Annotated in this window: 17 protein-coding genes; 6 read left to right on the top strand and 11 right to left on the bottom strand. The window is 56.3% G+C overall.

Annotated elements, in window-relative coordinates; all coding sequences use genetic code 11:
* The 5 genes from AAF465_15635 to AAF465_15615 form a co-directional block, all read right to left on the bottom strand.
* Positions 1–526: wax ester/triacylglycerol synthase domain-containing protein (locus tag AAF465_15635; protein ID MEM7084160.1), on the bottom strand; the 526-nt coding region annotated here is incomplete at its 3' end.
* Positions 527–592: 66 nt separating this feature from the next.
* Positions 593–1,720, bottom strand: coding sequence for a CaiB/BaiF CoA-transferase family protein (locus AAF465_15630; GenBank protein MEM7084159.1), 1,128 nt, complete (start codon positions 1,718–1,720; stop codon positions 593–595).
* A 259-nt stretch (positions 1,721–1,979) separates the two neighbouring features.
* The gene (locus tag AAF465_15625; protein MEM7084158.1) at positions 1,980–2,903 is read right to left on the bottom strand and encodes a bifunctional enoyl-CoA hydratase/phosphate acetyltransferase; all 924 of its coding nucleotides are present in this window, start codon (positions 2,901–2,903) and stop codon (positions 1,980–1,982) included.
* Positions 2,904–2,924: 21 nt separating this feature from the next.
* Complete coding sequence (gene xsc, locus AAF465_15620; GenBank protein MEM7084157.1) at positions 2,925–4,670, bottom strand: sulfoacetaldehyde acetyltransferase; 1,746 nt, start codon at positions 4,668–4,670, stop codon at positions 2,925–2,927.
* A 165-nt stretch (positions 4,671–4,835) separates the two neighbouring features.
* Positions 4,836–6,260, bottom strand: a complete 1,425-nt coding sequence (locus AAF465_15615; protein MEM7084156.1) for a PLP-dependent aminotransferase family protein — start codon at positions 6,258–6,260, stop codon at positions 4,836–4,838.
* A 314-nt stretch (positions 6,261–6,574) separates the two neighbouring features.
* Here AAF465_15615 and AAF465_15610 point away from each other — a divergent pair, with 314 nt between their 5' ends.
* The 3 genes from AAF465_15610 to AAF465_15600 all read left to right on the top strand — a co-directional run bounded on the left by AAF465_15610 (position 6,575) and on the right by AAF465_15600 (position 12,962).
* On the top strand, positions 6,575–7,948 hold the full coding sequence (locus AAF465_15610; protein MEM7084155.1) for an aminotransferase class III-fold pyridoxal phosphate-dependent enzyme: 1,374 nt from the start codon (positions 6,575–6,577) through the stop codon (positions 7,946–7,948).
* A gap of 92 nt (positions 7,949–8,040) precedes the next feature.
* Positions 8,041–10,485 (top strand): FAD-dependent oxidoreductase, encoded by a 2,445-nt coding sequence (locus tag AAF465_15605; protein ID MEM7084154.1) that lies wholly within the window; start codon positions 8,041–8,043, stop codon positions 10,483–10,485.
* Between the two features lie 32 nt (positions 10,486–10,517).
* Positions 10,518–12,962 carry an FAD-dependent oxidoreductase gene (locus AAF465_15600; GenBank protein MEM7084153.1) on the top strand — a complete coding sequence of 815 codons (2,445 nt, stop codon included), beginning with the start codon at positions 10,518–10,520 and terminating at the stop codon, positions 12,960–12,962.
* A gap of 6 nt (positions 12,963–12,968) precedes the next feature.
* Here the strand turns inward: AAF465_15600 and AAF465_15595 are convergent, their stop codons facing one another.
* From AAF465_15595 to AAF465_15585, 3 genes are read right to left on the bottom strand one after another with little or no spacing between them, the layout of a single operon-like run.
* Positions 12,969–13,913 (bottom strand): alpha-L-glutamate ligase-like protein, encoded by a 945-nt coding sequence (locus AAF465_15595; GenBank protein ID MEM7084152.1) that lies wholly within the window; start codon positions 13,911–13,913, stop codon positions 12,969–12,971.
* Positions 13,914–13,918: 5 nt separating this feature from the next.
* Positions 13,919–15,451 (bottom strand): UUP1 family membrane protein, encoded by a 1,533-nt coding sequence (locus tag AAF465_15590; protein MEM7084151.1) that lies wholly within the window; start codon positions 15,449–15,451, stop codon positions 13,919–13,921.
* Between the two features lie 2 nt (positions 15,452–15,453).
* On the bottom strand, positions 15,454–16,227 hold the full coding sequence (locus AAF465_15585) for an ATP-dependent zinc protease (protein ID MEM7084150.1): 774 nt from the start codon (positions 16,225–16,227) through the stop codon (positions 15,454–15,456).
* A gap of 279 nt (positions 16,228–16,506) precedes the next feature.
* Between AAF465_15585 and AAF465_15580 the strand changes: the two genes are divergently transcribed.
* Together AAF465_15580 and AAF465_15575 are read left to right on the top strand one after the other, a co-directional pair.
* Positions 16,507–17,970: a DASS family sodium-coupled anion symporter gene (locus AAF465_15580; protein ID MEM7084149.1), complete on the top strand. Its 1,464-nt coding sequence runs from the start codon at positions 16,507–16,509 to the stop codon at positions 17,968–17,970.
* 92 nt (positions 17,971–18,062) lie between these two features.
* The gene (locus AAF465_15575; protein MEM7084148.1) at positions 18,063–19,580 is read left to right on the top strand and encodes a CoA-acylating methylmalonate-semialdehyde dehydrogenase; all 1,518 of its coding nucleotides are present in this window, start codon (positions 18,063–18,065) and stop codon (positions 19,578–19,580) included.
* A gap of 53 nt (positions 19,581–19,633) precedes the next feature.
* On the opposite strand, the gene AAF465_15570 is transcribed toward AAF465_15575, so the two are convergent.
* Together AAF465_15570 and AAF465_15565 are read right to left on the bottom strand one after the other, a co-directional pair.
* Positions 19,634–20,197: a 1-acyl-sn-glycerol-3-phosphate acyltransferase gene (locus tag AAF465_15570; GenBank protein ID MEM7084147.1), complete on the bottom strand. Its 564-nt coding sequence runs from the start codon at positions 20,195–20,197 to the stop codon at positions 19,634–19,636.
* A 104-nt stretch (positions 20,198–20,301) separates the two neighbouring features.
* Positions 20,302–22,086: a tetratricopeptide repeat protein gene (locus AAF465_15565; protein MEM7084146.1), complete on the bottom strand. Its 1,785-nt coding sequence runs from the start codon at positions 22,084–22,086 to the stop codon at positions 20,302–20,304.
* A 627-nt stretch (positions 22,087–22,713) separates the two neighbouring features.
* Between AAF465_15565 and AAF465_15560 the strand changes: the two genes are divergently transcribed.
* A complete protein-coding gene (locus AAF465_15560) occupies positions 22,714–23,766 on the top strand; it encodes a thrombospondin type 3 repeat-containing protein (GenBank protein MEM7084145.1) in 1,053 nt (350 codons plus the stop codon).
* 101 nt (positions 23,767–23,867) lie between these two features.
* Here the strand turns inward: AAF465_15560 and AAF465_15555 are convergent.
* Positions 23,868–24,456: hypothetical protein (locus tag AAF465_15555; GenBank protein ID MEM7084144.1), on the bottom strand; the 589-nt coding region annotated here is incomplete at its 5' end.

Below are 24,456 nucleotides of genomic sequence, written 5' to 3'. Positions count from 1 at the left end.
GACGCATTTTGGGCAATGACGCCGGTGATGGGTCAAGATCATGAATCACCGAAGCGATCTCAATGCCAGACGCGCCGTCAATCGCGGCGTGGTGCATTTTACTCAATATCGCAAAACATCCCGGTGGATAGCCCTCCACATTATCGAGACCTTCGATCACATACATTTCCCACAGTGGGTGCGCACGATCGAGCGGTCGAGCGTGCAACCTCGACACTTGGATGCATAACTGACGCCAATCGCCGGGCTTGGGCAACGCAATGTGTCGAATGTGAAACTCGGGATCAAAATCGCCGTCGGTCCGCCAATACGGATGATCGAGACTCAACGGCACCTCGACGAGCGTATTCGTCAGCGCGGGAATCCGCTGCGCGCGAGCCGTAATATTGGCCAATATTTGTTTAAACGTGACCCGTCCACCCTCCGCTGTGGAGGGATCGTAAATCGATAGGCCGCCGATATGCATCGGCGAATTGGCTGTCTCAAGGTAAAGAAATGACGCGTCGAGCCCGCTGAGCTGCTGCACGGTCGCCCTCCGAAAATAGACGTTGGATGTCCAGACTAAAAGGCGCGATGGACAAAGTCCAGAAGGCTACGGCTCGCGTTCGGATTCGAATGCCGATAGCGCCGACTCAGAGACACCCCAGGCGGATAAGGTGTGCCGAAGGTCTCCGAGCGACGCAGGCGACGTCGGCGCTGCACAGGCAGTACGACTAAAACGCGGTGCCGGTGCCGGCTGGTCGACACCGTCGACGGTTACATATGTGTCGCGCGCTGCGTTGTGCGCATGGTTCAAAGCTTCGTGCAGATCCAGTACCGGCGTAACACAGGCGTCAGTCTGTTCAAACACCGCCACCCATTCATCCCGCGTGCGGGTTTTAAACACGGTCTCAAACGCCGCTTTCAGTTCCGGCCATTTCGATGGATTATGTTGATGATGGGCAAAATCGCTGGGCAAACCAGTGCCCTCTAACAACTGGGCAAAAAACGCCGGCTCCAGCGCGCCCACCGCCACAAAGCGCTCGTCTTGAGTGGCGTACACCCGATAAAACGGTGCACCGCCATCCAACATATTGCGCTGTCGAATGGTTGTCCACATACCCAACTCACTTAAGGTATAAAACAACGACATCAGGTGCGCGCTGCCGTCACTAATCGCGGCATCGACCACCTGCCCCTGACCGGAGACGCGCGCCTCCCATAATGCCGCAAGCACACCGGTGACTAGAAACAAACTGCCACCCGCAAAATCACCCACGAGATTCAATGGCGGCAGAGGTGTGTCGCGCTCGCCGATCGCGTGCAGCGCGCCGGTAAGGGCAATGTAGTTAATATCGTGGCCGGCGCGTTGCGATAGCGGGCCAGTCTGCCCCCAACCGGTCATGCGTCCGTAGACTAATTTGGGATTCAGGTCGTGCAGCGCATCAGGTCCGACACCGAGTCGCTCCATGACGCCGGGCCGGAAGCCTTCGATGAGCGCATCCGCCTGTTGAGCCAACAGTTTAAGCACCTGGATACCGTTCGATGATTTCAAGTCCAGCGATAGACGACGCTTTCCACGCGAAAACACGTCGCGCTCAGCGGGTGGCGCGATGCCCGGCGCACCGCTGCGCTCGATCACAATCACATCGGCACCTAAATCGGCCAACAGCATGCCCGCGTACGGGCCAGGTCCCAGCCCTTTCACCTCGATGATTTTCAGTCCGTTTAACGGCCCCATGTTCCCACCTCTCCCAGTCGGTGCGATTGCATGATGAAGCGCGCACGAGTGAAACTCAACCTAGCCCTGGCCCGGTCGTCGCGACCAACAGCGAATAGGTACATGACACACGCAGAATTGAGTCATGCGCCAAAGGCGACTGACTCGACGAAGTGAGGCGATCGATCGAGCGCTCGCCAAGTCACACGACTAAGATCGCGGTATGGCAACGGGCGTTGGTGCGGGGCAGGTTTCCGTGTGTCCTTAACTGAGCCGCCGACTAGGCCTTGGCATGATGCGCAGACACGAGCGCTAGCGCTGCGGAGGCTACCCTCGCTGCCGGCGGATCGGCTCGCGATGTCAGCATGATCGGGACGCGTGCCCCCAGCACAATCCCGGCTGCTGAGGCCGCTTGAAAATAAACCATCATTTTGAACAGCGCGTTACCCGTCTCAATGTTCGGCACGAGTAATGCATCGCTGCGTCCGGCGACCGCGCTTTGCAGTCCCTTAATCGTCGCAGCCTCTGGCGAGACCGCAAGATCGAAAGCAAGCGGACCGTCAACCGTCGCGTTGAGTCGATGCGTCTGCGCCCAGTCGCGCAGCGCCGCCGCCTCCACCGACGACGGCATGGCGGTACTCACGGTTTCCGCGGCTGACAGTAACGCGATTTTGGGGTCTGGATTGCCGAGTGCGTGCAACAGCGTAATGGCATTTTCCAAAATGGCCTGTTTTTGCGCCAATGTCGGCAACACATTGAGTACCGCATCGGTGATGCACAGCGACTGATCACTGCCCGGCACCGTCATGTGAAAAACATGACTCAACAACGACTCCGTACGAATGCCACGAGACTTATCCAACACGGCGCGCAACAGCACGTCGGTGTGGACATCCCCTTTAACCAGCGCATCCCCCTCGCCATCACGCACCAGTGCCACCGCCGTGCGCGCGGCCTCGTGCTCGTCCGCCGCGGGCACCGTTCGTACAGCACTAAGATCCCAGCCAAGCGCATGTGCTTCACGATCGATGACCGACGCCTCGCCGACGAGTGTTGGAACAAGAAGACCGTAGTCCATCGCAAGTTTGGCGCTTTCCAACACCACGCGCGAGCCCGCGTTGGCAACAACGGCCTGTAGCGGCGTGCACCGCTGCGCGCGCGTCAGTAGACCCGCGGGGATTTCAACGGGTTTATCGCTCAACATGGCCGATGAGCCCGCATGCGCTTACGTATAGTCTTTGTACTTATCGAGATAGCGCACCGGTTTGGATAACGCGTCGCGGCGGAACGGATCGCCAAGTTCTTGGGTGCACATAATTTCAAGCACGGTCGTCTTGCCGTCTTTCATTTGTGCATCGATCGCGGCCTCCAAGGCAGGTCCGACCTCATCCAACGCACTCACCGTAACGCCTTCTGCGCCCATTGCTCGACCGATTCCAGCGAAACTCTGGTTATCCAGTTCGCCCGCGACAAAACGGCGGTCATAAAAATCAACCTGGTTCTTCTTCTCTGCGCCCCATTGACCATTGTTAAACACCACCGCCGTCACCGGCAGATTCTCCCGCACACACGTCATGGTCTCACCCATGCTCATACCCCACGCCCCATCGCCTACATAACTGATGGCGGGGCGTTCGGGCGAAGCGGCTTTCGCGCCGATAATGGTTGGGAACGCGTAACCGCAATTACCGAAACTCATGGCCGCAAAGAAACTACGTGGCTGTTCAAAGCGCAAATAGCTGTTCGCCACAGAGTTAATATTGCCAATATCGGTCGACACCATAGCCATTTTCGGCATGGCTTTCTCCAGTTCGCGTAGCACCTGCCGAGGATGCAGGTATTTCCCATCGGCGCGCTTAATCGCGTCCAAACTGTAGTCGTCTCGCTCATGGATCCAGCTATCCAACTCCTGTTCCCACTCACTTTTTTCGTGCGCAATCTTGGCCGCTCGTTCGTCTCGGTTAGCATCACATGCCAACGTGCTTTGACCCAGCCGCGCCAACAATGACTCGGCCGTCTCTTTAGCATCGCCGCAAATTCCCACTGAGATTTTTTTGACCAGGCCGAGCATTTTATGGTCCGCATCAACCTGAATGATCTTGGCATCGCTCGGCCAATAGTCCATGCCGTGCTGAGGCAGCGTGCCGAAGGGCCCAAGGCGAGTGCCCAGAGCAAGTACGACGTCGGCTTGGCTAATTAATTTCATGGCCGCTTTCGACCCTTGGTAGCCCAGCGGTCCACACCACAGTGGATGGCTCGCTGGGAACGAGTCGTTATGAAGGTAACTGTTGACCACCGGCGCGCCGAGTCGCTCAGCCAGATTCTGGCATTGAGCAACCGCATTGGCATTGACCACACCGCCGCCTGAGACGATGACCGGAAATTTGGCTCGGCTTAACAATTCTGCCGCTTCGCTTAAGGTGCGTTCGCCGCCGGGACCACGATCGAGCGACATGGGCGCCGGGATATCAACATCAATATCGCCATAAAACAGATCGCGCGGGATATTCAGTTGGGTCGGCCCCATTTCGGATAGCGCCCGATCAAAACATCGAGCGGTGTATTCGGCCATACGCGCAGGGTTGTTGAGGTGCGCCTGATACTTCGTGAATTCTTCAAACATCGGCAGCTGGTTGGCTTCTTGAAACCCCCCGTGACCGATGCCCATCGTGCCGATTTCTGGCGTCACGTTGACCACGGGCGAATGCGCCCAATACGCCGCCGCAATACCCGTCACGGTGTTGGTCACGCCGGGTCCGTTTTGGCTGATCACCACACCGTGCCGGCCACTCACGCGCGAGTAGCCGTCGGCCATGTGGGCCGCGCCCTGCTCGTGCACCACGGGAATAAATCGAATGCCGGCGGGCTCAAAAATATCCATAGCGTCCATAAAAGCCGAACCCATGATGCCGAAAATATCCTTGACGCCATGCGCCACCATAGTCTCAACAAAGGCTTCACTGGGAGTCATGCGGGTCATCGTGGCATTCCTTATAAGTTGGTTTGAGGCGGAGGCCTGGGTATACAGGCACGGGACTGACGATAGCGAGAGACGTGCCCGACCCATAGGGCCACAGCAAACCGGCAGGTGGCACCAAAGCGCGCGCCGCGCCGCGGCGACATCGGGTGTCCGAATCTAGTGTGAATCGGACGTACGTTCGACCAGTTCGCTCAAAAGCTTGATACCCGGCTCGATTCGCTCGGTGTCGATTGAGGAAAACCCCAATCGGAAGCAGTTTCGTGGAGGGTTGGCGGATTGAAAATGCACGTCGCCCGGCTCGATCAACAGGCCGTGGGAGGCCGCGGCCTCGGCGAGCTTGCGAGCATCCAGCCGTGGATGCGCGGTGATCCAAAAGGAGGATCCGCCATGAGCGGGTACGGTGGTGCTATCGGGCAAGTAACGATCGAGTGCATCGCGCAGCGCCAGGTGTCGCTCCTTGTAGGTTCGCACCAGCGAGCGCTTGTGGGACTCATAGTAGCCACGGGCCATAAACATCGCCGCCGCCCGTTGATTATTGGCTGCCGGATGCCGCACGATCAGTCGACGCATCGCTCGCAGTTCGCGGATCAAGTCTGCCGACGCCACCACGTAACCAATCCGCAAACCGGGCGCCAACGTCTTCGACAAACTTCCGACGTAAATCACTCGGCTGTTCTTATCCAGGCTCTTGAGCGCGGGCGTGGGCGTCGACAAAAACGCCATTTCACTCTCGTAATCATCCTCAATGATCACAATGTCATCACGCACCGCCATATCTAACAGCGCATTGCGGCGTTCCAGTGGCAATGTGACCGTTGTCGGCGACTGGTGGCTTGGTGTGACATAAACGTAATCGCAGCGGCCGATCGCGTTGTTGATCACAAGCCCCTGCTCATCGATCGGCAATGGCTGAATGCGCGCTCTATTGAGATCGGCGATATTGCGAATATCCACATACCCGGGGTCTTCAATCCCAATGGTTGTGGTCGCATCCAAAAACAAACGCGCGATCATATACAACGCCTGCTGTGCGCCCACGGTGATCATGATCTGGTCAGATTCGGCGAACACGCCGCGTCTTGGCAACAGGTGCTGCCGGATTTGCGCGATAAGCATATCGTCGTCTTGATGCACCTGATCGCCGGCCCAGTCACGCACCGCGCTCACGCTCGCGGCATCTCGACAGCACTCGCGCCAGTGATGCACAGGGAAGAGATTGTAGTCGAGTTGGCCGTAAATAAACGGGTACGGATACTCCGTCCAATTGCCTGGCTTTTCGATATTGCGCTGAGCCGACGGTAGGCGCAGCGTACGTGCCGACCAATCCGGTGCAAACAGCGGATCGACCGTATCTGTTGCACGGCGTGGCACCGCCGCCGAGGCCTCGATCGCGTCTGGATTAACATAAAATCCGCTGCGTTCTTTGGATACCAAAAACCCATCGTCTTTCAAACGGTAATACGCCAGCGTCACCGTATTGCGCGCAACCCCCAGCTGGCTGGCCAACACGCGGCTGGGCGGCAGTGGTTTATCGGGCGGGATGTTGCCGCGCACGATAGCCGCCACAATCTGCTCAACGATTTGTTTCTGCAGACTCTGGTCACTGCCAGGATCAAGATGAAAGAGCTGTCGGATAGCGAGTTACTCACATTGCTGGGCGGTTCAGTGGCCAACGCTATACGCTTGCCGCACCGGACGCCAACGATTCGTCACTGACCCGAAGCAAAATGGTCAGAACACGCGTTTGTCACAGGCTATCTTATTGTTTTATATAGTGGCTAGCGATACCTGGCCAACGGCGACGATCAGGTTGGTGCTATAGATACAGAGAGGTTCGCGCTAGTGTGCGATCAACGTCATTCACTGTACCGTTTTATCCAACTGAGGGATTCACTATGGTTGCCAATTTGACCTCGGAACCGTTTAGCCATGTGGCCGAATTAGACCGTCGACACGTCTGGCATCACTTGACCAACCACTACGCGTTCGATGCCAGCCCACCGATGATGGTGGTCAAGGGCAAAGGGCTGCGCGTGTGGGACGCCAATGGCAAAGAGTATCTAGACGCTGTTTCCGGTGGACTCTGGACGGTGAACGTGGGTTACGGGCGAACATCAATCGCCAAAGCGGTCCATGACCAACTGGTCGACATGTGCTTCTTTGCCAACTCCGCGGGGAATGTACCGGGCGCGCTTTTTGCCGAACGGCTGCTCGAAAAAATGCCCGGCATGGGACGCGTGTATTTTTCCAATTCTGGCTCCGAGGCGAACGAGAAGGCGTACAAGATCGTTCGCCAAATTGCGCACCTTAAATACGGGGGCAAAAAGCATAAGATCATTTATCGTGAACGCGACTACCATGGCACCACCATCGGGTGCCTGAGCTCGACCGGTCAGTTCGAACGCAAGAACCAGTACGGCCCCTTCGCACCCGGCTTCGTCGAAATGCCGCACTGTCTCGAATACCGCAATCAGTACGACGACGTCGACTACGGACCGCGGGCCGCCCAAGAACTTGAAACGACCATTCTTCGCGAAGGTGCCGATACCGTTGGTGCCGTGGTGCTCGAACCCATCACAGCAGGTGGCGGTGTGATTACTCCACCGGCCGGTTATTGGGAAACCATTCAGGCCATCTGCAAAAAATACGACGTACTGCTGCACATCGATGAGGTGGTGTGTGGATTAGGGCGCACGGGTACGTGGTTTGGCTATCAACACTACGGCATCAAACCCGACATCGTCACCATGGCCAAAGGCGTCGCCTCCGGTTATGCGGCCATTTCATGCACGGTGACCACTGACGCGGTGTTCGACCTCTTCAAGGAAGACCCCAAAGATCGCATGGGCTACTTTCGTGATGTATCCACGTTTGGCGGTTGCGCCTCCGGCCCAGTCGCTGCCCTTGAAAACCTGCGCATCATTGAAGACGAAAACCTGCTCGACAATACCCAGCGTGTGGGCGCGTATCTGCTCGCGAAACTGCATGAGCTCAAATCCAAGCACGAGTTAATTGGGGACGTCCGAGGCAAAGGTCTTTTCTGTGGTCTGGAACTGGTGTCTGATCGACGGAGTAAAACGCCGGTCGATGAAACCGTGGTGATGAAAATCGCCGCCGACTGCCTTGAGCAAGGCGTCATGATTGGTCGCACCAATCGCAGCTTCCGAGACTTTAACAACACGATTGCGCTGGCGCCGGCCCTCATCGCGACGGAACAGGACATTGACCAAATTGTCGCGTCGATTGACGACGCCCTATCGCGTGTCTGACTCACCCGCGGCGCGCCATGCGTGTCTCTCACCACGGATCATTAGACGGATACACAACCGACCGAACGGTCGTTACGAAAAAGGTCGCCAACATGAACTCGCGTTCTTTGCCTGAAACTGCAAGCGTTGTCGTGATCGGCGGTGGCGTCGTCGGCTGCAGCGTCGCCTACCACCTCGGCAAGCTTGGCGTCACGGACGTCGTGCTGCTCGAGCGGGATCAACTGACATCGGGTACGACCTGGCACGCCGCCGGACTCGTGCCGCAGCTACGCGGTTCGCGCAAACTCAGCGAACTGTCTATGTATGGGCTGGGTCTTTATCCCACGCTCGAAGCAGAAACCGGCCAATCAACCGGGCTGAAGCAAAATGGCAGCTTAAACGTAGCCACTTGTAAGGAGCGTCTTGAAGAAGTTCGGCGCGGCGCGACTATGGCGCGGCAGCTCGGTGTCGACGCTCGCGACGTGGGCCCGCAAGAAGTGGCTGAATTGTGGCCGCTCCTCAATATTGAAGATGTTGAGGGCGCGGTGTTTGTGCCAAAAGACGGTCAACTCAATCCTGTTGATCTCACTATGGCGCTGGCCAAAGGTGCTCGCCAGCTTGGCGTGACGCTGATGGAACACACGCCCGTCACGCGGGTAGAGCACGCCAATGGGCAAGTCGTAGCGGTGCATGCAGGTGAACAGCGTATTAAAACGCAGCGTGTGGTGAACTGCGCGGGCATGTGGGCGCGCCAACTTGCCCAAGACGTCGGCGTGAGCGTACCGCTACACGCCTGCGAGCATTTCTATGCAATCACCGAACCGATGGACGATCTGCCATCCGGCCTGCCTGTATTGCGCGATGCAAACGGCAATGCGTATTACAAAGAGGATGCGGGAAAAATCCTCATTGGCGCGTTTGAAAAAACGGCCAAACCTTGGGGCATGGGAGGTATCCCAGCCAACTTTAGTTTTGGTGAGCTCCCCGAAGACCTGGACCACTTTATGCCGATTCTTGAAGGCGCGATGCGGCGTATTCCCCGACTTGAATCGACCGGTATCCAAACGTTCTTCAACGGCCCAGAGAGTTTTACGCCCGATGGCAGTTATCTGTTGGGCGAAGCGCCTGAACTCAATGGTTTTTTCGTCGCGGCTGGTTTTAACTCGGTGGGCATTCAGTCCGCCTCGGGCGCAGGCAAAGTCTTAGCGGATTGGATCACTACCGGCGTCCCAACCCCCGACCTCTGGGATGTGGATATTCGCCGCACGTTCGTCTTTCAAAACGACGCCGACTATCTCAAACATCGCGTGAGTGAAACACTTGGCCTGCTTTATGAAATGCACTGGCCTTATCGTCAGTATGAAACGTCGCGTGGCATTTATCACAGCCCGCTCCATGAGGCCCTCAAAGACCAAGGTGCCTGCTTTGGCGAAGTGGCGGGCTGGGAACGCACCAATTGGTTCGCCGCGTCAGGCATGCAGCCCGAATACGAATACAGCTTCAAGCGACAAAATTGGTTTGAGTGCGCCGGACGCGAGCACGCCGCAGTGCGCGAGACGGTTGGCCTGTTCGATCAAACGTCGTTCGCCAAATTTCGGGTTCAAGGCGCGGACGCCGAGGCGCAGCTGCAACGCATCTGTACCAACAACATAGCGGTCGACGACGGCAAAGTGGTCTACACCCAGTGGCTTAATGCACAAGGCGGCATCGAGGCCGATGTCACCGTCACCCGACTTGACCGCGAGTGTTTCCAAATCATTACTAGCCCCGCCACGGGTCGCCGTGACTTTCACTGGCTGCGCACACACATTGCCCCCGACGCGCGCTGTGCGCTGCAGGACGTGACGCACGACTATGCGGTGATCAGCGTGATGGGGCCGAATGCACGCGTGCTGATGCAGTCGGTCAGCGACGATGACTGGAGCCACGAGGGCTTTGCGTTTGCCACGGCGCGTCATGTCACGATTGACGGCGTCGATCTACTGGCTCAACGCATCACCTACGTGGGCGAGCTCGGTTGGGAGCTGTATATTCCGGTCGGTGGCGCACTGACCGTGTATCAGCATCTGCTCAAGCACGGTGCAGACGTGGCGCTCCGCCACTGCGGCTACCATACGCTCGATGCGTGCCGCATGGAAAAGGGCTTTCGTCACTGGGGACATGATATCAACGACCTCGACACTCCCATTGAAGCGGGCCTGGGTTTTGCGTGCGCGATGGATACTGATTTCATCGGTCGTGAGACTGTTCAACGACAGCGCGATGAAGGCGTATCCCGACGACTTTTGCAGTTTGCATTGGACGATCCTGAGCCGCTGCTCTATCACAATGAAACGATCTACCGAGATGGCGAGTCCGTGGGCTATATTACGTCCGGCGCCTATGGCCACACGTTGGGTCGCGCCGTAGGCCTTGGCATTATTAAGCATGCACAAGGGGAAACACCCGCCACGCTGCTGACGTCGGCGTATCAAATTGAAATCGCGGGACAGCGTTTCAGTGCACGCGTCAGTAGCCGACCCATGTATGACCCAAAAAGCGAACGCGTTCGCGCGTAATGGGCGTTCAACCCAATCAGGAATAGACATCGATGAAATCAAACGCAAAAGTGGTGGTTATTGGCGGTGGCGTGGTCGGCGTGAGTACGCTCTATCATTTGGCCAAACTCGGCTGGGGCGACGAAGTCGTGCTGGTCGAAAAAGCGGAGCTGACTTCTGGCAGCACCTGGCATGCGGCCGGCCTGCTGCCACTATTCAACATGAATTACAGCATGGGGCAGATTCAAAAGTACTCCATCGAACTCTACCAAACGCTTGAAGAGGAAACCGGTCAGCCTACGGGCTACAAAAACGTCGGCAGCCTACGTATGGCGACGAACCAAGATCGACTCGATGAGCATCTTCAGTACGCCACAGTCGCTGAGACCATTGGCGTCAAGACGCAGTTTTTATCGCCCGAGGAATACCGAGCGCTGGTGCCGTTATCCACTACTGACCAACTATTCGATACGCTCTATCACCCCGATGACGGCTATATTCAGCCCGCTGATTTAACGCAGGCTCTGGCAAAAGGCGCTCGCCAGCGCGGTGCTGAGATCTATCGCAAGACAGAAGTCACGGCAATCGAACGAACCGAGAACGACACTTGGCGCGTGGTGACCGATAAAGGTGACATTGAATGCGAACATGTCGTGTCCGCCACCGGTTCCTATGCTCGGCAAACCGGCGCGATGGTGGGGCTAGATGTGCCCGTCATTCCGGTCGAGCACCAATACATCGTGACCGAGCCGCATCCCGACGTCGAAGCACGCCATGCTAACGGCGAACCGGAAATACCGGTCATTCGCGAATCCGACGGCTCGTGGTACATCCGTGAAGAAAACAAAGGTTTCATCATCGGTCCCTACGAACAGGGTGCGCCGTGTTGCTATGTCGATGGCGTGCCGGCGGACACCGAGTACGAATTGTTCAACGGTGAACTGGATCGACTCGAGCCGCACATTGAATCGGCTATGGCGCGGATACCCGCCTGCGCTGAAACCGGCATCAAGCAGGTCTTCAATGGCGCGATTCCCTACACGCCAGACGCAAGCCCACTGATTGGTCCAGCCTGGGGGATTAAGAATTTTTGGCTCAACGAAGGCCACACCTTTGGCATCTGCGTGTCGGGTGGCGCGGGCTGGCAGCTCGCGAAGTGGATTGTCGAAGGCGAACCGAGCATCGACATGCTGAGCCTCGACCCGCGGCGCTTCAGCGACTACGCCACCAAGGCCTACCTCATTAAGAAAAACGAGGAGAGCTACGCCCACCAATTTGTCACCCATTTTCCCGACGAGGAGCGAGAGGCGGGTCGTCCGCTGCGCACGGCACCGTGTTACGACCGACTCAAAGCCATGGGAGCGGTCTTTGGGCAAAAAGCCGGTTGGGAACGACCAAACTGGTTCGCCGCCGAAGGCGAAGCGCAACAGGACCATTGGTCCTTCCGCCGCTCGCGTTGGTTTGATGCTGTCAAACGCGAAGTGGCGCATGTCACCGAGCACGTCGGCGTGCTCGACATGACCTCGTTTGCCAAGTGTCGTTTTTCTGGGCCTGGTGCCGAGGCGTTTCTGGATTCGATGGTGGCAAACTCACTGCCCAAAAAGACTGGACAGCTTAGTCTCGCGCATGCGCTGAATGCCAACGGTGGCGTCCACTCTGAGTTCACCATCCGTCGTGAATCCGACCAGTCGTTTTATCTGGTGTCGGGCGCTGGCCTTCAACGCCTGGATCAGGACTACCTGCTCAAACACATGCCCAACGATGGCTCCGTGCAGTTCGAAGAACTGACCGGCAGCACAGGGGTTCTCGTGCTGGCTGGACCAAAATCAAGACAGGTACTCGAATCACTGTCCCGAGATGACTTTTCAAACAGCGCATTCCCGTGGTTGCGTGCCCGCAATGTCACCATCGGCATGGCGCCGGTCAACGCCATGCGTGTGAACTTTATTGGCGAACTGGGCTGGGAACTGCACCATCCGATCGAATATCAAAACCATCTGTTTGACGCCCTGTTTAGCGCCGGCAAAGCGTTTGACATCAAACCGTTTGGCATTCGCGCAATGGACTCGATGCGCCTAGAAAAATCTTATCGCATGGTAGGCACCGAACTGTCGATTGAATATTCCGCCTTCGAATCCGGTCTTGAGCGATTCGTAAAACTGGACAAAGGGGACTTTTTGGGTCGCGAGGCATTGGTACGACGGCAGCGCGACGAGCGGGCGCTTCAGTTCGTGACGGTCGAAGTGTTAAACGTGGACGACGCCGACGCATTGGGCAGTAACGCACTCACTCGCAATGGCGAATTGGTTGGTCGCTGCACGAGTGGGGGTTTTGGGTTCCGCGTGAATAAATCATTAGCGCTGGGTCTGGTGGACGCGAGTGCCGCCGGCATCGGAACGCAGCTACACATCGATATTCTGGGTAAACGCTACGACGCGGTGGTCATCACCGAAAGCCCGTTCGATCCGAGCAACGAGCGATTGCGCTCGCCGGATTGACGCGCATTACTGGGCAAACGCCTGACGCGCATGCGCCACCCGCGCCTCGGCACTCTCTGGCTGTCGCACACGCGATCGAAGCGCATCAATTCGTGCGCCCAAACCGACGAAGTTGGCAATTTGAATATTGAGGCCCGGACGCGCATTCAGCTCCAAAATGAGCGCACCACGTTCTTTATCAAGCACAATATCGACACCCAAGTAGCCCAGGCCGGTGATGTCGAAGCATCGGGCCGCCAGCTCAAGAATCGACTGCCACCCGGGTAACGTGAGACCCGAGATCGCGTTGCCAGTATCGGGGTGCTCGGCAATGATCTCATTCCCGATCGAACCACTTGTTGTGGTGCCAGTAGAAAGATCGATGCCCACGCCAATGGCGCCCTGATGCAGATTGGCTTTGCCGCCCGACACACGAGTGGGCAAACGGACCATCGACATCACCGGATAGCCCTGGAACACAATAACGCGAATGTCCGGCACCCCTTGATAGGAAATCTTTTCGAACAACGGATCAAACTGCACGCGGTACTCCACCATCAGCTTGTCAGGTAATCCCCCAAGACTGTATTGACCACTTAATGTCGTGGAGGCATGGTAGCGCGCCTCATCAAAGCTCAAGTGCGTGCCGTCATGACGTCGCAAGCCTTTCGCTGTGACATTTTCAATCACTAAAATGCCGTCGCCGCCACTGCCGTGAGCCGGTTTCATCACAAATTGCTCGCGACCCTCCAAAATGGTTTCAAGCCGGGCAACGTCGTGTTGAGTTTCGATCACCGCGTATAATTTCGGCACAGCCATACCGGCCTCTTCCGCCAATTGCTTGGTGAGGATTTTATTATCGACCAGCGGATACAGACGCCGTTCGTTGTAGCGCATGATCAAATTGCCGTTGCGTTCGTTGATACCAACGACTCCGGCCCGATTCAATTTGGCTGGCGTTGTAAACCACATGTCGCTTAGGCCTTCGAGTCGCCAAACGAACGAAAGCGAATGAGTTCGGATGCCCGAAACCCAGTGTAGCGACCCAGCAGGAGACACAACCCCAGAACGATTAACAGCAATTCTGGAAAGGCAAACAGCAAGTATTGGAGCTGATCGATGCTCATCACCAAATAGGCCATGGTCGCCACCACGAGACTGCCGAAGCCTTCTGACATCGCCGCGCCCGAACCGCGCTCTTCCCACACAATCGACATGCGTTCGATCACCATCGTCAAAATGACCATGGGAAACAGCGCCACCGATAATCCGGTCTCAAGGTCGAGGCGATTGCTCATGATGCTGATACCCACTAGCAACAAGACCACCACCGTGAGCACCGCTGCGAGCCTGGGGACAAGCAATAGACGCAGCTTTTCGAAATAGAAGCGCACCAGTAAGCCAAGCGCGACGACGAATGAGAACAAAATAATGCCGTACAGTAATTGCGTTTCGCGAAACGCCAACGCCACCAAAATGGGGGTGAACGTGCCAAACGTCGGCACACCAATCACGTTTCGCATCAACACCATCACGAGTGCGCCGATCGGAATCATAAGCAGCACGCCATAGACGGCTTGGGTGCGAATCGGCAAACTGAACAGCGAAAACTCAACAGCATGAGATCCCACATTGATCGCGCGCTGTTCGGCGACCGCGATGCTATCAATCATCTCTTTGCGCAAGAAAATCTCGGTTTCTACATTGCGCCCCCCGCTCACCGACACAAAGTCTTTGTCGCCATAGAACCAAACCAGATGCCGATCCGCTTCGAACTGCACGCCGGACTCCACGTCGAAGGACAGCCAACGCTGCCCGTTGTGCACCTCAAGCCAAGGTCGAATTGTCGCGACATGCGGCTCATCGCGAAGCTCCATCCCATTTGCGATGCGCGTGGGAATCCGTGCGCCGGCTAACAACGTTTGGGTGACTTTAGCTTTGGCAATCGTACTGTTGTCGGCGCCCAGAAACAGTTGCACATTCTCTTCCTGGGTCGGGTTGTTGATATGCCGCAACATTTCGGAGGTGAACGAGGCGATGTCGGCCGAGCGTTCTCGCGCGTCAGACACCAGATCTTCAAGCGCCGTCGAGTAAGGCTCCTCTAGCTTGGGAATGGGTGGGAACGCTGGCGTTTGCGCGCGTGACGCGTCGACCGCTTCTTTGAACACAGACAGACGATAGTAAACGGCTTGCGGACCGCGCGCTCGGCGTAATGACCAAAACGCAAGTCGCTCGCGATTGTCGTATTCTTGCGTACTGAGACCAAATCCGCGCGAAATAAAGTTTTCGTTGAGGATACCCAGTCCAGGCGGTTGCTGCGGCAAACGCATCTGCGCTTTGGCCGGCCCGCCTGTGCCGACAAAACCCAAGCGGGCTTCGACGGTCCAGACGCGCGAATCGGTGTTTTCTTTCAGCGGCAATCCAAGCTCGAACGCTTTATACGAAAACAACGCCATGCCCGCGAGCGCGAGCAAGAGCGAGAGCACAATGACCTGTCGGCGGATAAACACCTCTAGTCTCCGGTGCGTGTCCGCGCTACGCCGCGCGATCGCATGACGTCGACGCCATCTGAGGGCTCACCGCTTGCGCGGACCGGCGTGATGTCGGCCGAGTATTTTTGACCGCTTGACAAGAAATCACGCGGTGCCGATGTTACCCCGGCGTCGGAATCGTCTGCGGTTTCCCCGGCGTCAATCGGATCTGATTCGAGCGCGGGCCGACAATCTGGATCGCGCGTATAGGTGGCCATGGGATCCACGACCGCCAATCCCGCCAGCGCACTGCGACCCAGTAACATTGGGTAGTCGAAGTACTCTCGATCCGTGAGTGTGACTTCGATCGTGCGCTCAACGTTACCCAAACAAACGGTCATGAGTGCCACTCGTCGGCGCTGGTGATTGCCGGTGTGGCGGCGAATGCGGACTGTGCGGACATAGGGCCGTCGTAACGACACCATCTCACCGCTTTCTGGATTCTTTATCGAAAAACGCACGTAGCTTTTCCCTTTGTAACGCACGCGACGAATCTTATGCGCGTCCAGCGACGACGTATCTGCGCCGGTGTCCAGTTTAGCGTCGAGCTTCCATTGCAACTCCGGAGACAAAATTACTTGCTCAATCCAACCGAACGTCTGTGGTTCAGACGGTTCGAGCAGCGCGCGACTGCCGCGCGACGCTGCGTCGGCCGGCGCCGAGTCGGAAGGTGGCTGGCCGTGCGCTTTAGCAGCGGCAAAGAAAACCGCCACCAGCGTCAGCGCGGTGGCGGCGGATGATCGAATGACAGGCATCCTCGAATTATACCTAATACGGGAGTAGAAATTAGCGGGAATACCCTTGAGTCGCGATGAAACCATCGAATGCGGGTCTATGGACAGAAGTGTGTGTCCAGTCGCCCAACTCGGCATACCGCCACACCGCGACACCTGGCCGATCAAGGCCAATGGCTCTGGTCGTAAAAACGTGTCCAGGTTGCCACAGTTTGTCGCGTACGCATCACGACACGCCGCCATTTGGGGTCGATGAACGATGCCTTTGTTTTGGACTCCCCACAGGGTATAAACACCGCTATGCATGCGCAGACAACCAAAACCTATCAGCGAGTCGGTCGCTGGCTGGGTCCTCTCGTGTTTCTTATTATGCTGCTCACCGGCAGCGAGCAGGATGTCATGAGCCTGAGCGCTTGGCGCACGGCAGGCATCGGACTCTGGATGGCCATTTGGTGGGCAACAGAAGCCGTGCCCGTGCCGGTGACCGCCTTTATCCCGCTCATCACGTTCGAACCACTGGGAGTGAGCAGCCTGCGCGACGCGGCCGCACCGTTTGCCTCACCGATTATTTATCTGTTTTTGGGCGGATTTATGCTGGCGCTGGCCGTCGAACGGTGGGATCTTCATCGACGCATCGCGCTCTATATTCTGAACAAAACCGGTACCGATGGCCGACGTCTCGTATTGGGTTTTATGGTCGTGAGCGGCCTGCTTTCCATGTGGATGACCAACACCTCGACCACCATGATGCTGTTGCCGATTGTGTTATCGGTTGTCGTGGTGATTCGCGACAACATGCCAGAACTGCCGCCGGAAGCCCATCGCCGATTCGAAATCGCCATGCTCTTAGGTCTCGCGTACTCGGCCAGTATCGGCGGAGTCGCCACTCTTATCGGCACACCGCCCAACGCCTTGCTGACCGGCTATCTGGCCGACACCTATAACATCGAAATCAGCTTTGCCCGGTGGATGTGGGTGGGGCTGCCGTTTAGTGCCGTGATGTTACCCGTCGCCTGGTGGCTGCTTACCCGTGTGCTGTTCCCCGTGACCATACCTCGCTCCGAGGCGGTCGCCACGCTGTTGCGCGACAGCCGACAGCAGCTCGGCCCCATGTCCACGGCGGAAAAACGCGTCGCCGTGTTGTTCGGCCTGGTGATCGCAGGTTGGATGCTGCGCAAGTCGTTAAGCGCCTATGTGCCTTTTTTGAACGGGTTGTCCGACGCCGGAATTGTCATGACCGCCGCGGTATTGCTGTTTGTGATTCCAAGCGGCGATAAAACACAAGGTCAACTCATGACCTGGGACAACGCCACGCGCTTGCCTTGGGGAGTGCTGATTTTATTTGGGGGCGGATTGAGTTTGGCACGAGGTGTTAGCCAGTCCGGATTGGCGCTATGGCTGGGCGAAAGTCTGGCCCCCCTAAACGCCTTCGGCATTGTGGTACTAATCGTGGCCATTGTTGCGTTGGTTGTGCTGCTTACCGAGCTCACCAGCAATCTGGCCACAACCGCTACTTTACTGCCGGTTATGGGCGCGATCGCGCTGCAGGCGGGTGTGCCGCCTTTACTGCTGACTGTGCCGATCACAATCGCTGCAAGCTGCGCGTTTATGCTACCGGTTGCTACAGCGCCCAATGCCATCGTGTTCTCCACCGGCAAAATGACGATCCCCGACATGGTCAAGGCCGGCATCGTCCTCAATGTGTTGTGCGTGGTATTGGTAACGATTATCGCGATATGGGTCGTACCCCAGGCGTTAATGTAGACTGGGGGCGTACGACGCGCGTACTTGATTGAATCGAAAGTCGCGGCCCATAATGTCGCCAGCTCTTTTTGCCTTTCACCGAGTGACCGCCCATGACTGACCCAAGCGCTTTACCTCGTATCGGTCATTTTATCGATGGCCAAACCATCACCACCGGCCCACGCACCGCCGAGGTATTCGATCCCGCGGCGGGCGAGGCGCGTGCGCACGTCTGTCTAGCCGATGCACACGCCGTAGACCAGGCGGTCGCCGCCGCAGAACGCGCGTTTAGAACCTGGCGGCATGAACCACCACAACGTCGCGCACGCATCCTGTTTCGTTTTCGCCAGCTGCTTGAACAGCATGCCAATGACATCGCACTAGCGATCACCCGTGAACACGGCAAAGTGCTCGACGACGCGATGGGTGAGTTGACCCGCGGCATCGAGGTGGTCGAGTATGCGTGTGGCGCGCCAGAACTGCTCAAAGGTGAGCACAGTAAAAATGCGGGACCCGCCATTGACTGTTGGTCAGAGCATCAACCGCTCGGCGTGGTAACGGGTATAACGCCTTTCAATTTCCCCGCCATGGTGCCGATGTGGATGTTCCCCATTGCGATCGCTTGCGGTAACACATTTGTCCTCAAACCCTCTGAAAAAGACCCAACCCCCTCATTGATTATTGCGCGCCTGCTACGCGAAGCCGGCCTACCCGATGGCGTGTTTAACGTAGTCAATGGCGACAAATTGGCGGTCGACGCCTTGCTGCACGACCCACGTATTGCCGCCGTGAGCTTCGTCGGCTCAACGCCGATTGCCGAATACATCTACACGACCGCCACCCAAAATGGCAAACGAGTACAAGCATTGGGCGGCGCTAAGAATCATGCCGTGGTGATGCCAGATGCCGACATTCCCAATGCGGTGAGTGCGCTGATGGGCGCCGCGTTTGGCAGTTGTGGTGAACGCTGCATGGCAATATCGGTGGCGGTGTGTGTCGGAGACGACACCGCTGATCGCGTCGTCCAAGGTATTCGTACGGCGCTTGGCGATCTCAACATTGGCCCGGGTACCGACACGTCGAATGATATGGGTCCGCTCATTAGCCGCATGCACAAAGACAAGGTTTTGGCCTACATTGAAAGCGGCATCATTAACGGCGCATCGCTCGTCGTCGATGGTCGAAACGCAACAGTCGAAGGCTACGAAAATGGTTACTTTCTGGGCGGCTGTCTATTTGATCACGTCACGCCTGACATGACGATTTATCAAGAAGAAATCTTTGGTCCGGTGCTGTGCGTGGTCCGTGTCGACAGCCTCGAGCGCGCTATGTCGATGATTGATGCACACGAATACGGCAACGGTACCTGCCTGTTTACACGCGACGGTGAGGCCGCGCGATTCTTTACTGACACGATTCAGGTGGGCATGGTCGGGGTAAATGTGCCGCTGCCAGTACCCATAGCAAGTCAAAGTTTCGGCGGCTGGAAACGCTCACTGTTTGGCGATCTATACGCCTACGGCCCCGATGCGGTGCGGTTCTATACCCATCGCAAAACGATCACCCAGCGTTGGCCATCGGGTGGCGTGCGAGAAAACGCAAGTTTTGCCTTCCCAAACGCCAACCGCTAGCGCAGTCAATTTGGTGAATGTTAGGGCCTAAACGCCTCTCGGGCTACATTTGGTTATTCCGGTTTTTTCAACCGTATCGGCCCCATTTTTTCCGGATGAAATCCTGCGGCGCCCTCGTAAAGTGAGGCGATGCGCTGCAAGTCAGCCGCCTCATCGCCCGTCAAATCCAGACAAGCCGCAAAACCAATTTGTTTCTTAGCGTAGTCGATTACACCCACCAACACCGGCACCGAGGCCCCGCGCGCGATGCGATAAAAACCGGATTTCCAATGCGGTCGATAGCTGCGTGTGCCCTCGGGCGCCATGGCAAACAACAGTGCATCACGATCGGCAAACAGTCTCACCGCCTGCGCAACCGCTGAACCAGCCTGCGCGCGATTAAGAGGCACGCACCCGAAGTAACGCAAAATGGCGCCCAGCGGAAACCAAAACAACGTGTGCTTGCCAAAGAACTGTACGCGAATATCGTTCGCGACGATAAAGACAATGCCCCAAAACGCGTCCCAGTTCGACGTATGAGGAGCAGCAATAATCACAGCTTTTTCGACGCCGACCTCGGCGTTAAATGAGGTCCAACCACGTAGCTTCATGATCGCTCGGGCAATAAGTTTGAGCATAGCGGTATCGTTAGATTATCAATGCGATGGGAAACGCGTGATCGCTCACGTTGAGCCATGTAGCAAAACAGGCTTCTCCGGCACACTCCACGCGGCCGATTCGATCATATCTCAATATGACCGACCTGCTCTGTTGACAAACCATTACGCTCAAGCAGCTGCTCCCACCGGGCATCGCTGTAAAGTGGCTTGAAGAACGCATCGGTCTTCAATGCGTTGGTATTTTGCTGCTCATCAACAGCACGAAACAACCACGTGAATGCCTCATCGGTCTGATCACGTTGCGCATAAATCATGGCAATAAAATACGCCCAATCACCGGCATGATCAGCAATCATGGTGTCTAACTTGCTGTCGGTCTCGTCTTCACGTCCAAGCTTATCCAATATAACGGCACTGACCGCCTCTTTTAGCGGCTCTTGTTTAATGTTGGCGCTCAACGTCAGCGCTTGGTCCAACTCGCCTCGATACAATGCGATGCGCGACAGCACAGCCGGTGCTCCGTAAATGGTCGGCACCATTTCCAACGCCTTATTGGCCGCCGCTTCGGCCTCTTCGTAGTTACCATTATCCGCGTACCAAGAAGCCAGATTGATATAGGGAATAGGCGACGTCGGCACAATATCGGGTACTCTAACCGCCAGCTCGATAGCACGTGGCGTTTGACCAATCACATTCGCCAACACCGCGCTGTTCATCAAAATCGATCCCTCATTTGGAATCAACTCCAACGCACGTCGAAAATAGCGTGCGGCACTCTCATAATCGCGCTCGTACCACAGCGCAATAATGCCCTTCACCGACGAACCAAAATCAGGATCAATGCGATACGCTTCGTCTGCCGAGTCGGCCGCCAACTGCATCGCTTCACTGTAGGGCGCAAACCCTCTCGATGCCTGTGTTTGATGGAGTATGGCTTTGTTTATCCAAGCCAGGGCATAGTTCTGATCGAGCGTCACAACCTCTTTTAGCATCGACAATGCGGTTTCGTACGATTCCTTTGTTTGCTGCGTGCGAATGCGGTTCATCGCCTGCAGATAGATGTCATAGCTTTGTGCTGTGGTCACCGCAGATTGCGGATAGCCTTTGACCAGGCGCACATCCATGGCCAAACTCACCTCGCGCGCAATGTCGTCTTGAATTTTGAAAATATCATCAATCGTACGATTAAAATTCTCTGCCCAAATGTTCGCATCGGCTTCTGCGTCGATAAGCTGTACGGATACACGCACCACATCACCAGACAGGCGAATGGAGCCATCGAGAATATACGCCACGCCCAGTGCTTCTGCGATTTCCCGCGTGGTCTTATCGGTGTCTTTAAACGAAAAACTGGACGATCGCGACACCACTCGAAGCGGTTTGACCTGCGCCAACAGACTCAAAATCTGATCCGAGACGCCGTCGGAAAAGTACTCTTTCGACTCGTCGCCGCTCAAGTTATCAAACGGCAGCACCGCTACCGATTTTTCACCAATGGCATTGAGACGTCCCTCCGTCACGCCTTCTTGGCGAGCCGTCTCGGCGATCGTCGCTTCGCGCGCTTTTGAAAAATAGAACTTATCAACAGCAAAGTAGCTAACAGCGCACAGGAGTAGACCAATAATCACACGATCAAAAACGCGTTTGCGACGACGGGAGGTGACCAGGTCATCGGGCCGTTCGCCGTCTCGCCGCACGCCAGTCGAGGTGAGCTCAAAGGCCCAGCTGAAGAAAATAGCCGGCACCACACCAACGACGAGCAGCAAGATGATCGGCCTGACCCAGTGTTCAAGATCGAATGGCGGCAGTACTGTCGCCACTACTTGAATCACTAACCACGCGAAGATGGCATAAGCGATTAGGACCCGAATCACGTTTCGACGTTTTAGTTCGGCGATAAACGACATGATGAACACTTCCCGGCTGGTCGTGAGACGAATCAGGATCGCTGCAGCGTGACCCTAAGCATTTTTCTTAAACCTAAACGTTACCATCAAGCCAATTCGTGTCACAAACGACGTTTGATCGTAAATTTGTGCCGTCTACTGATCAAACGATAGCGGGTTTGCACGGTGACCGTCGCCGTTTGGCCCAGGCATACGGCGCCCCTTAGCGTTAGAAAACGAGCCAGACAATTCAAGGCCAACTCAGTTGGCCACTCGATCTTGCCCGGGCCGCTGTGCACCCATTCATTGAGAGGTGGATGCCGCCGTGCCAAACGCTCAATTTCCAGGCCTCACGCAGCCCGCTATGAATATCGCTAAGTGGCTATTTTACTTAATTTTTTTGTAATTTTATGTTTTTTATAAGAATTTATTATTAAGAGCATTCCTTAGAATTTGTGTCTACAATCATTGGGGACAGGCACAGTGTTTCGCGGCTCTATCTGAACGCTTCACGTTCACCGAGCTCAACTAAAAATCAACAAAGCAATCCACTTTGGCCAGTCTGATCACGCGCTCGATGGAAATAAAAACTAGCGCTGGATCACGCCTGTCGGCGACCAAAACAATGACATAACAAGGGGGAGTAACATGTCACGTCAAGTTTCTGTATTCATGTTCGCTATCGCTGCGTTTGTAAGTGCCGAAGCGCTTGCAGGCCCAGTCAACTGGGGCACACACGCTACCGGCAACACACTTAACTGCATATCGGCCGACTGTGGCGGTGGTGGCGTATCGGGTGGTGATTCATCATTCGGTCCGGCCGACGACAACGTCGAAGGGGCACCGGCTAGCCATATGAGCAACACGAGCCTCGGTACGTCCAATGTCTTTGTCGACGTGATCGACGGCAATGGCGTTGCCGTGCCATCAATTAGCGGCTCAGCCACGTCTTCATCGCAAGGTATTGGCAGCGCAACGGGCATTTCGCTGATCTTCTACACCTACAGTGGGCCGACCACCACGATTACCGTGGATTCGGTTTTCAATGTCAGCTTTACGGGTCCAGCCTCTGGCGAAGACAGCAATATCGACGGGATTCTGGGTCGTGTGCTGCTGTTCCAAAACGAGTTCGCGATTCAGGACATTAACGACTTTGAAGAAGGCGCACGATTGTTCTGCATCGGTGAATGCTACGTGCCCGACGATTCGTATGTGCTGGAGGTCGACACCGCGGTCAACATTGTGACGGGGAGTATGGACATCACGTTGGAAGACGGCGATTCCTTTTATCTTCAAGCCACACTCGACATGGGCGCTGCCGGTGGCGGTAACGTCAGCACCATTGATGATTTTACTTACCTGTTTAGCGACACAACGGGCTTAACGTCTGTTCCTGTCACCGGTGGTGGTACGGATTCAGATGGCGATGGCGTGGATGACAGTGCCGACAACTGCACGTTAGAGGCCAACGCCGACCAGCGTGACACCGACGCCGACGGCTATGGCAACATCTGTGATCCGGACCTTAACAACGATGGCGTCGTGAACTTCCTCGACGTCACGGCGTGGGTGCCGTTCTTCAACACGGCCACCACCGGCGATGCCGACCTGGATGGCGACGGCATCGCCAACTTTGTCGACTTCTCGATCATCGCAAACTTCTTCCTGGGTCCACCTGGACCAAGTGGCGTTGCGCCCTGATCGACCTCGACTCGCGACACACTCGTTAGCGATAAAAAAAGCCCCAGCCAAAAGCTGGGGCTTTTTTGTTGCTGTGCTTGCCGTCGCTGCGGTCAGTCACTCTATTTGCTGCGATCGGTCGCGACACGATCGGGCGTACACAGTCTCTCCGGTAAATACGGGATGTCGTAATTAGGCGGAAAGTTGGTATCCACGCCAGGGCGCACCTCGTGCCCCACATTTCGCGGGCGAAATGGTCGACCATCGGGGCGAGTCTGTGGAGGTCCGCCATCAAACGTGAACGAGCGTAAGGCCGAATGGCGCATCCAAGCCACCATTTTAGGGTGCAAACAACCGTCCTCTTTCAGCACGATCTCATGATAGTGCACATAGCCTTGCTCCATGCGCCGCTGCGCGATTTCAGGTGTCCATTCGGAAATCAGCAAATCCACCCAGTAAAGCTGTTGATGCATGCCGGCATCCGACGACCAGAACCGGCCCGGACCACCCATTGCCAGTGGGCCGGTATTGAAGTGTTTGCCGATAAAGTGCTTAGCTTTACCGACGTCTCTTGCCGGGGTCCAGCAATGTCCCGGCACATCCTGTGCTTGTCCTCGCTGTGCGAAATTAAGCTCAAGCTCGGGACCGGCAAAATACCATGTACGGTTATCCAAAAAGATCTCGATCCGATGGGTAAACCCAAAAAAATCG

This window comes from Pseudomonadota bacterium, assembly GCA_039028935.1.
In the GTDB taxonomy this organism is placed as follows: domain Bacteria; phylum Pseudomonadota; class Gammaproteobacteria; order Steroidobacterales; family SZUA-146; genus SZUA-146.
This window is presented reverse-complemented; position numbering and strand designations above follow the sequence as displayed.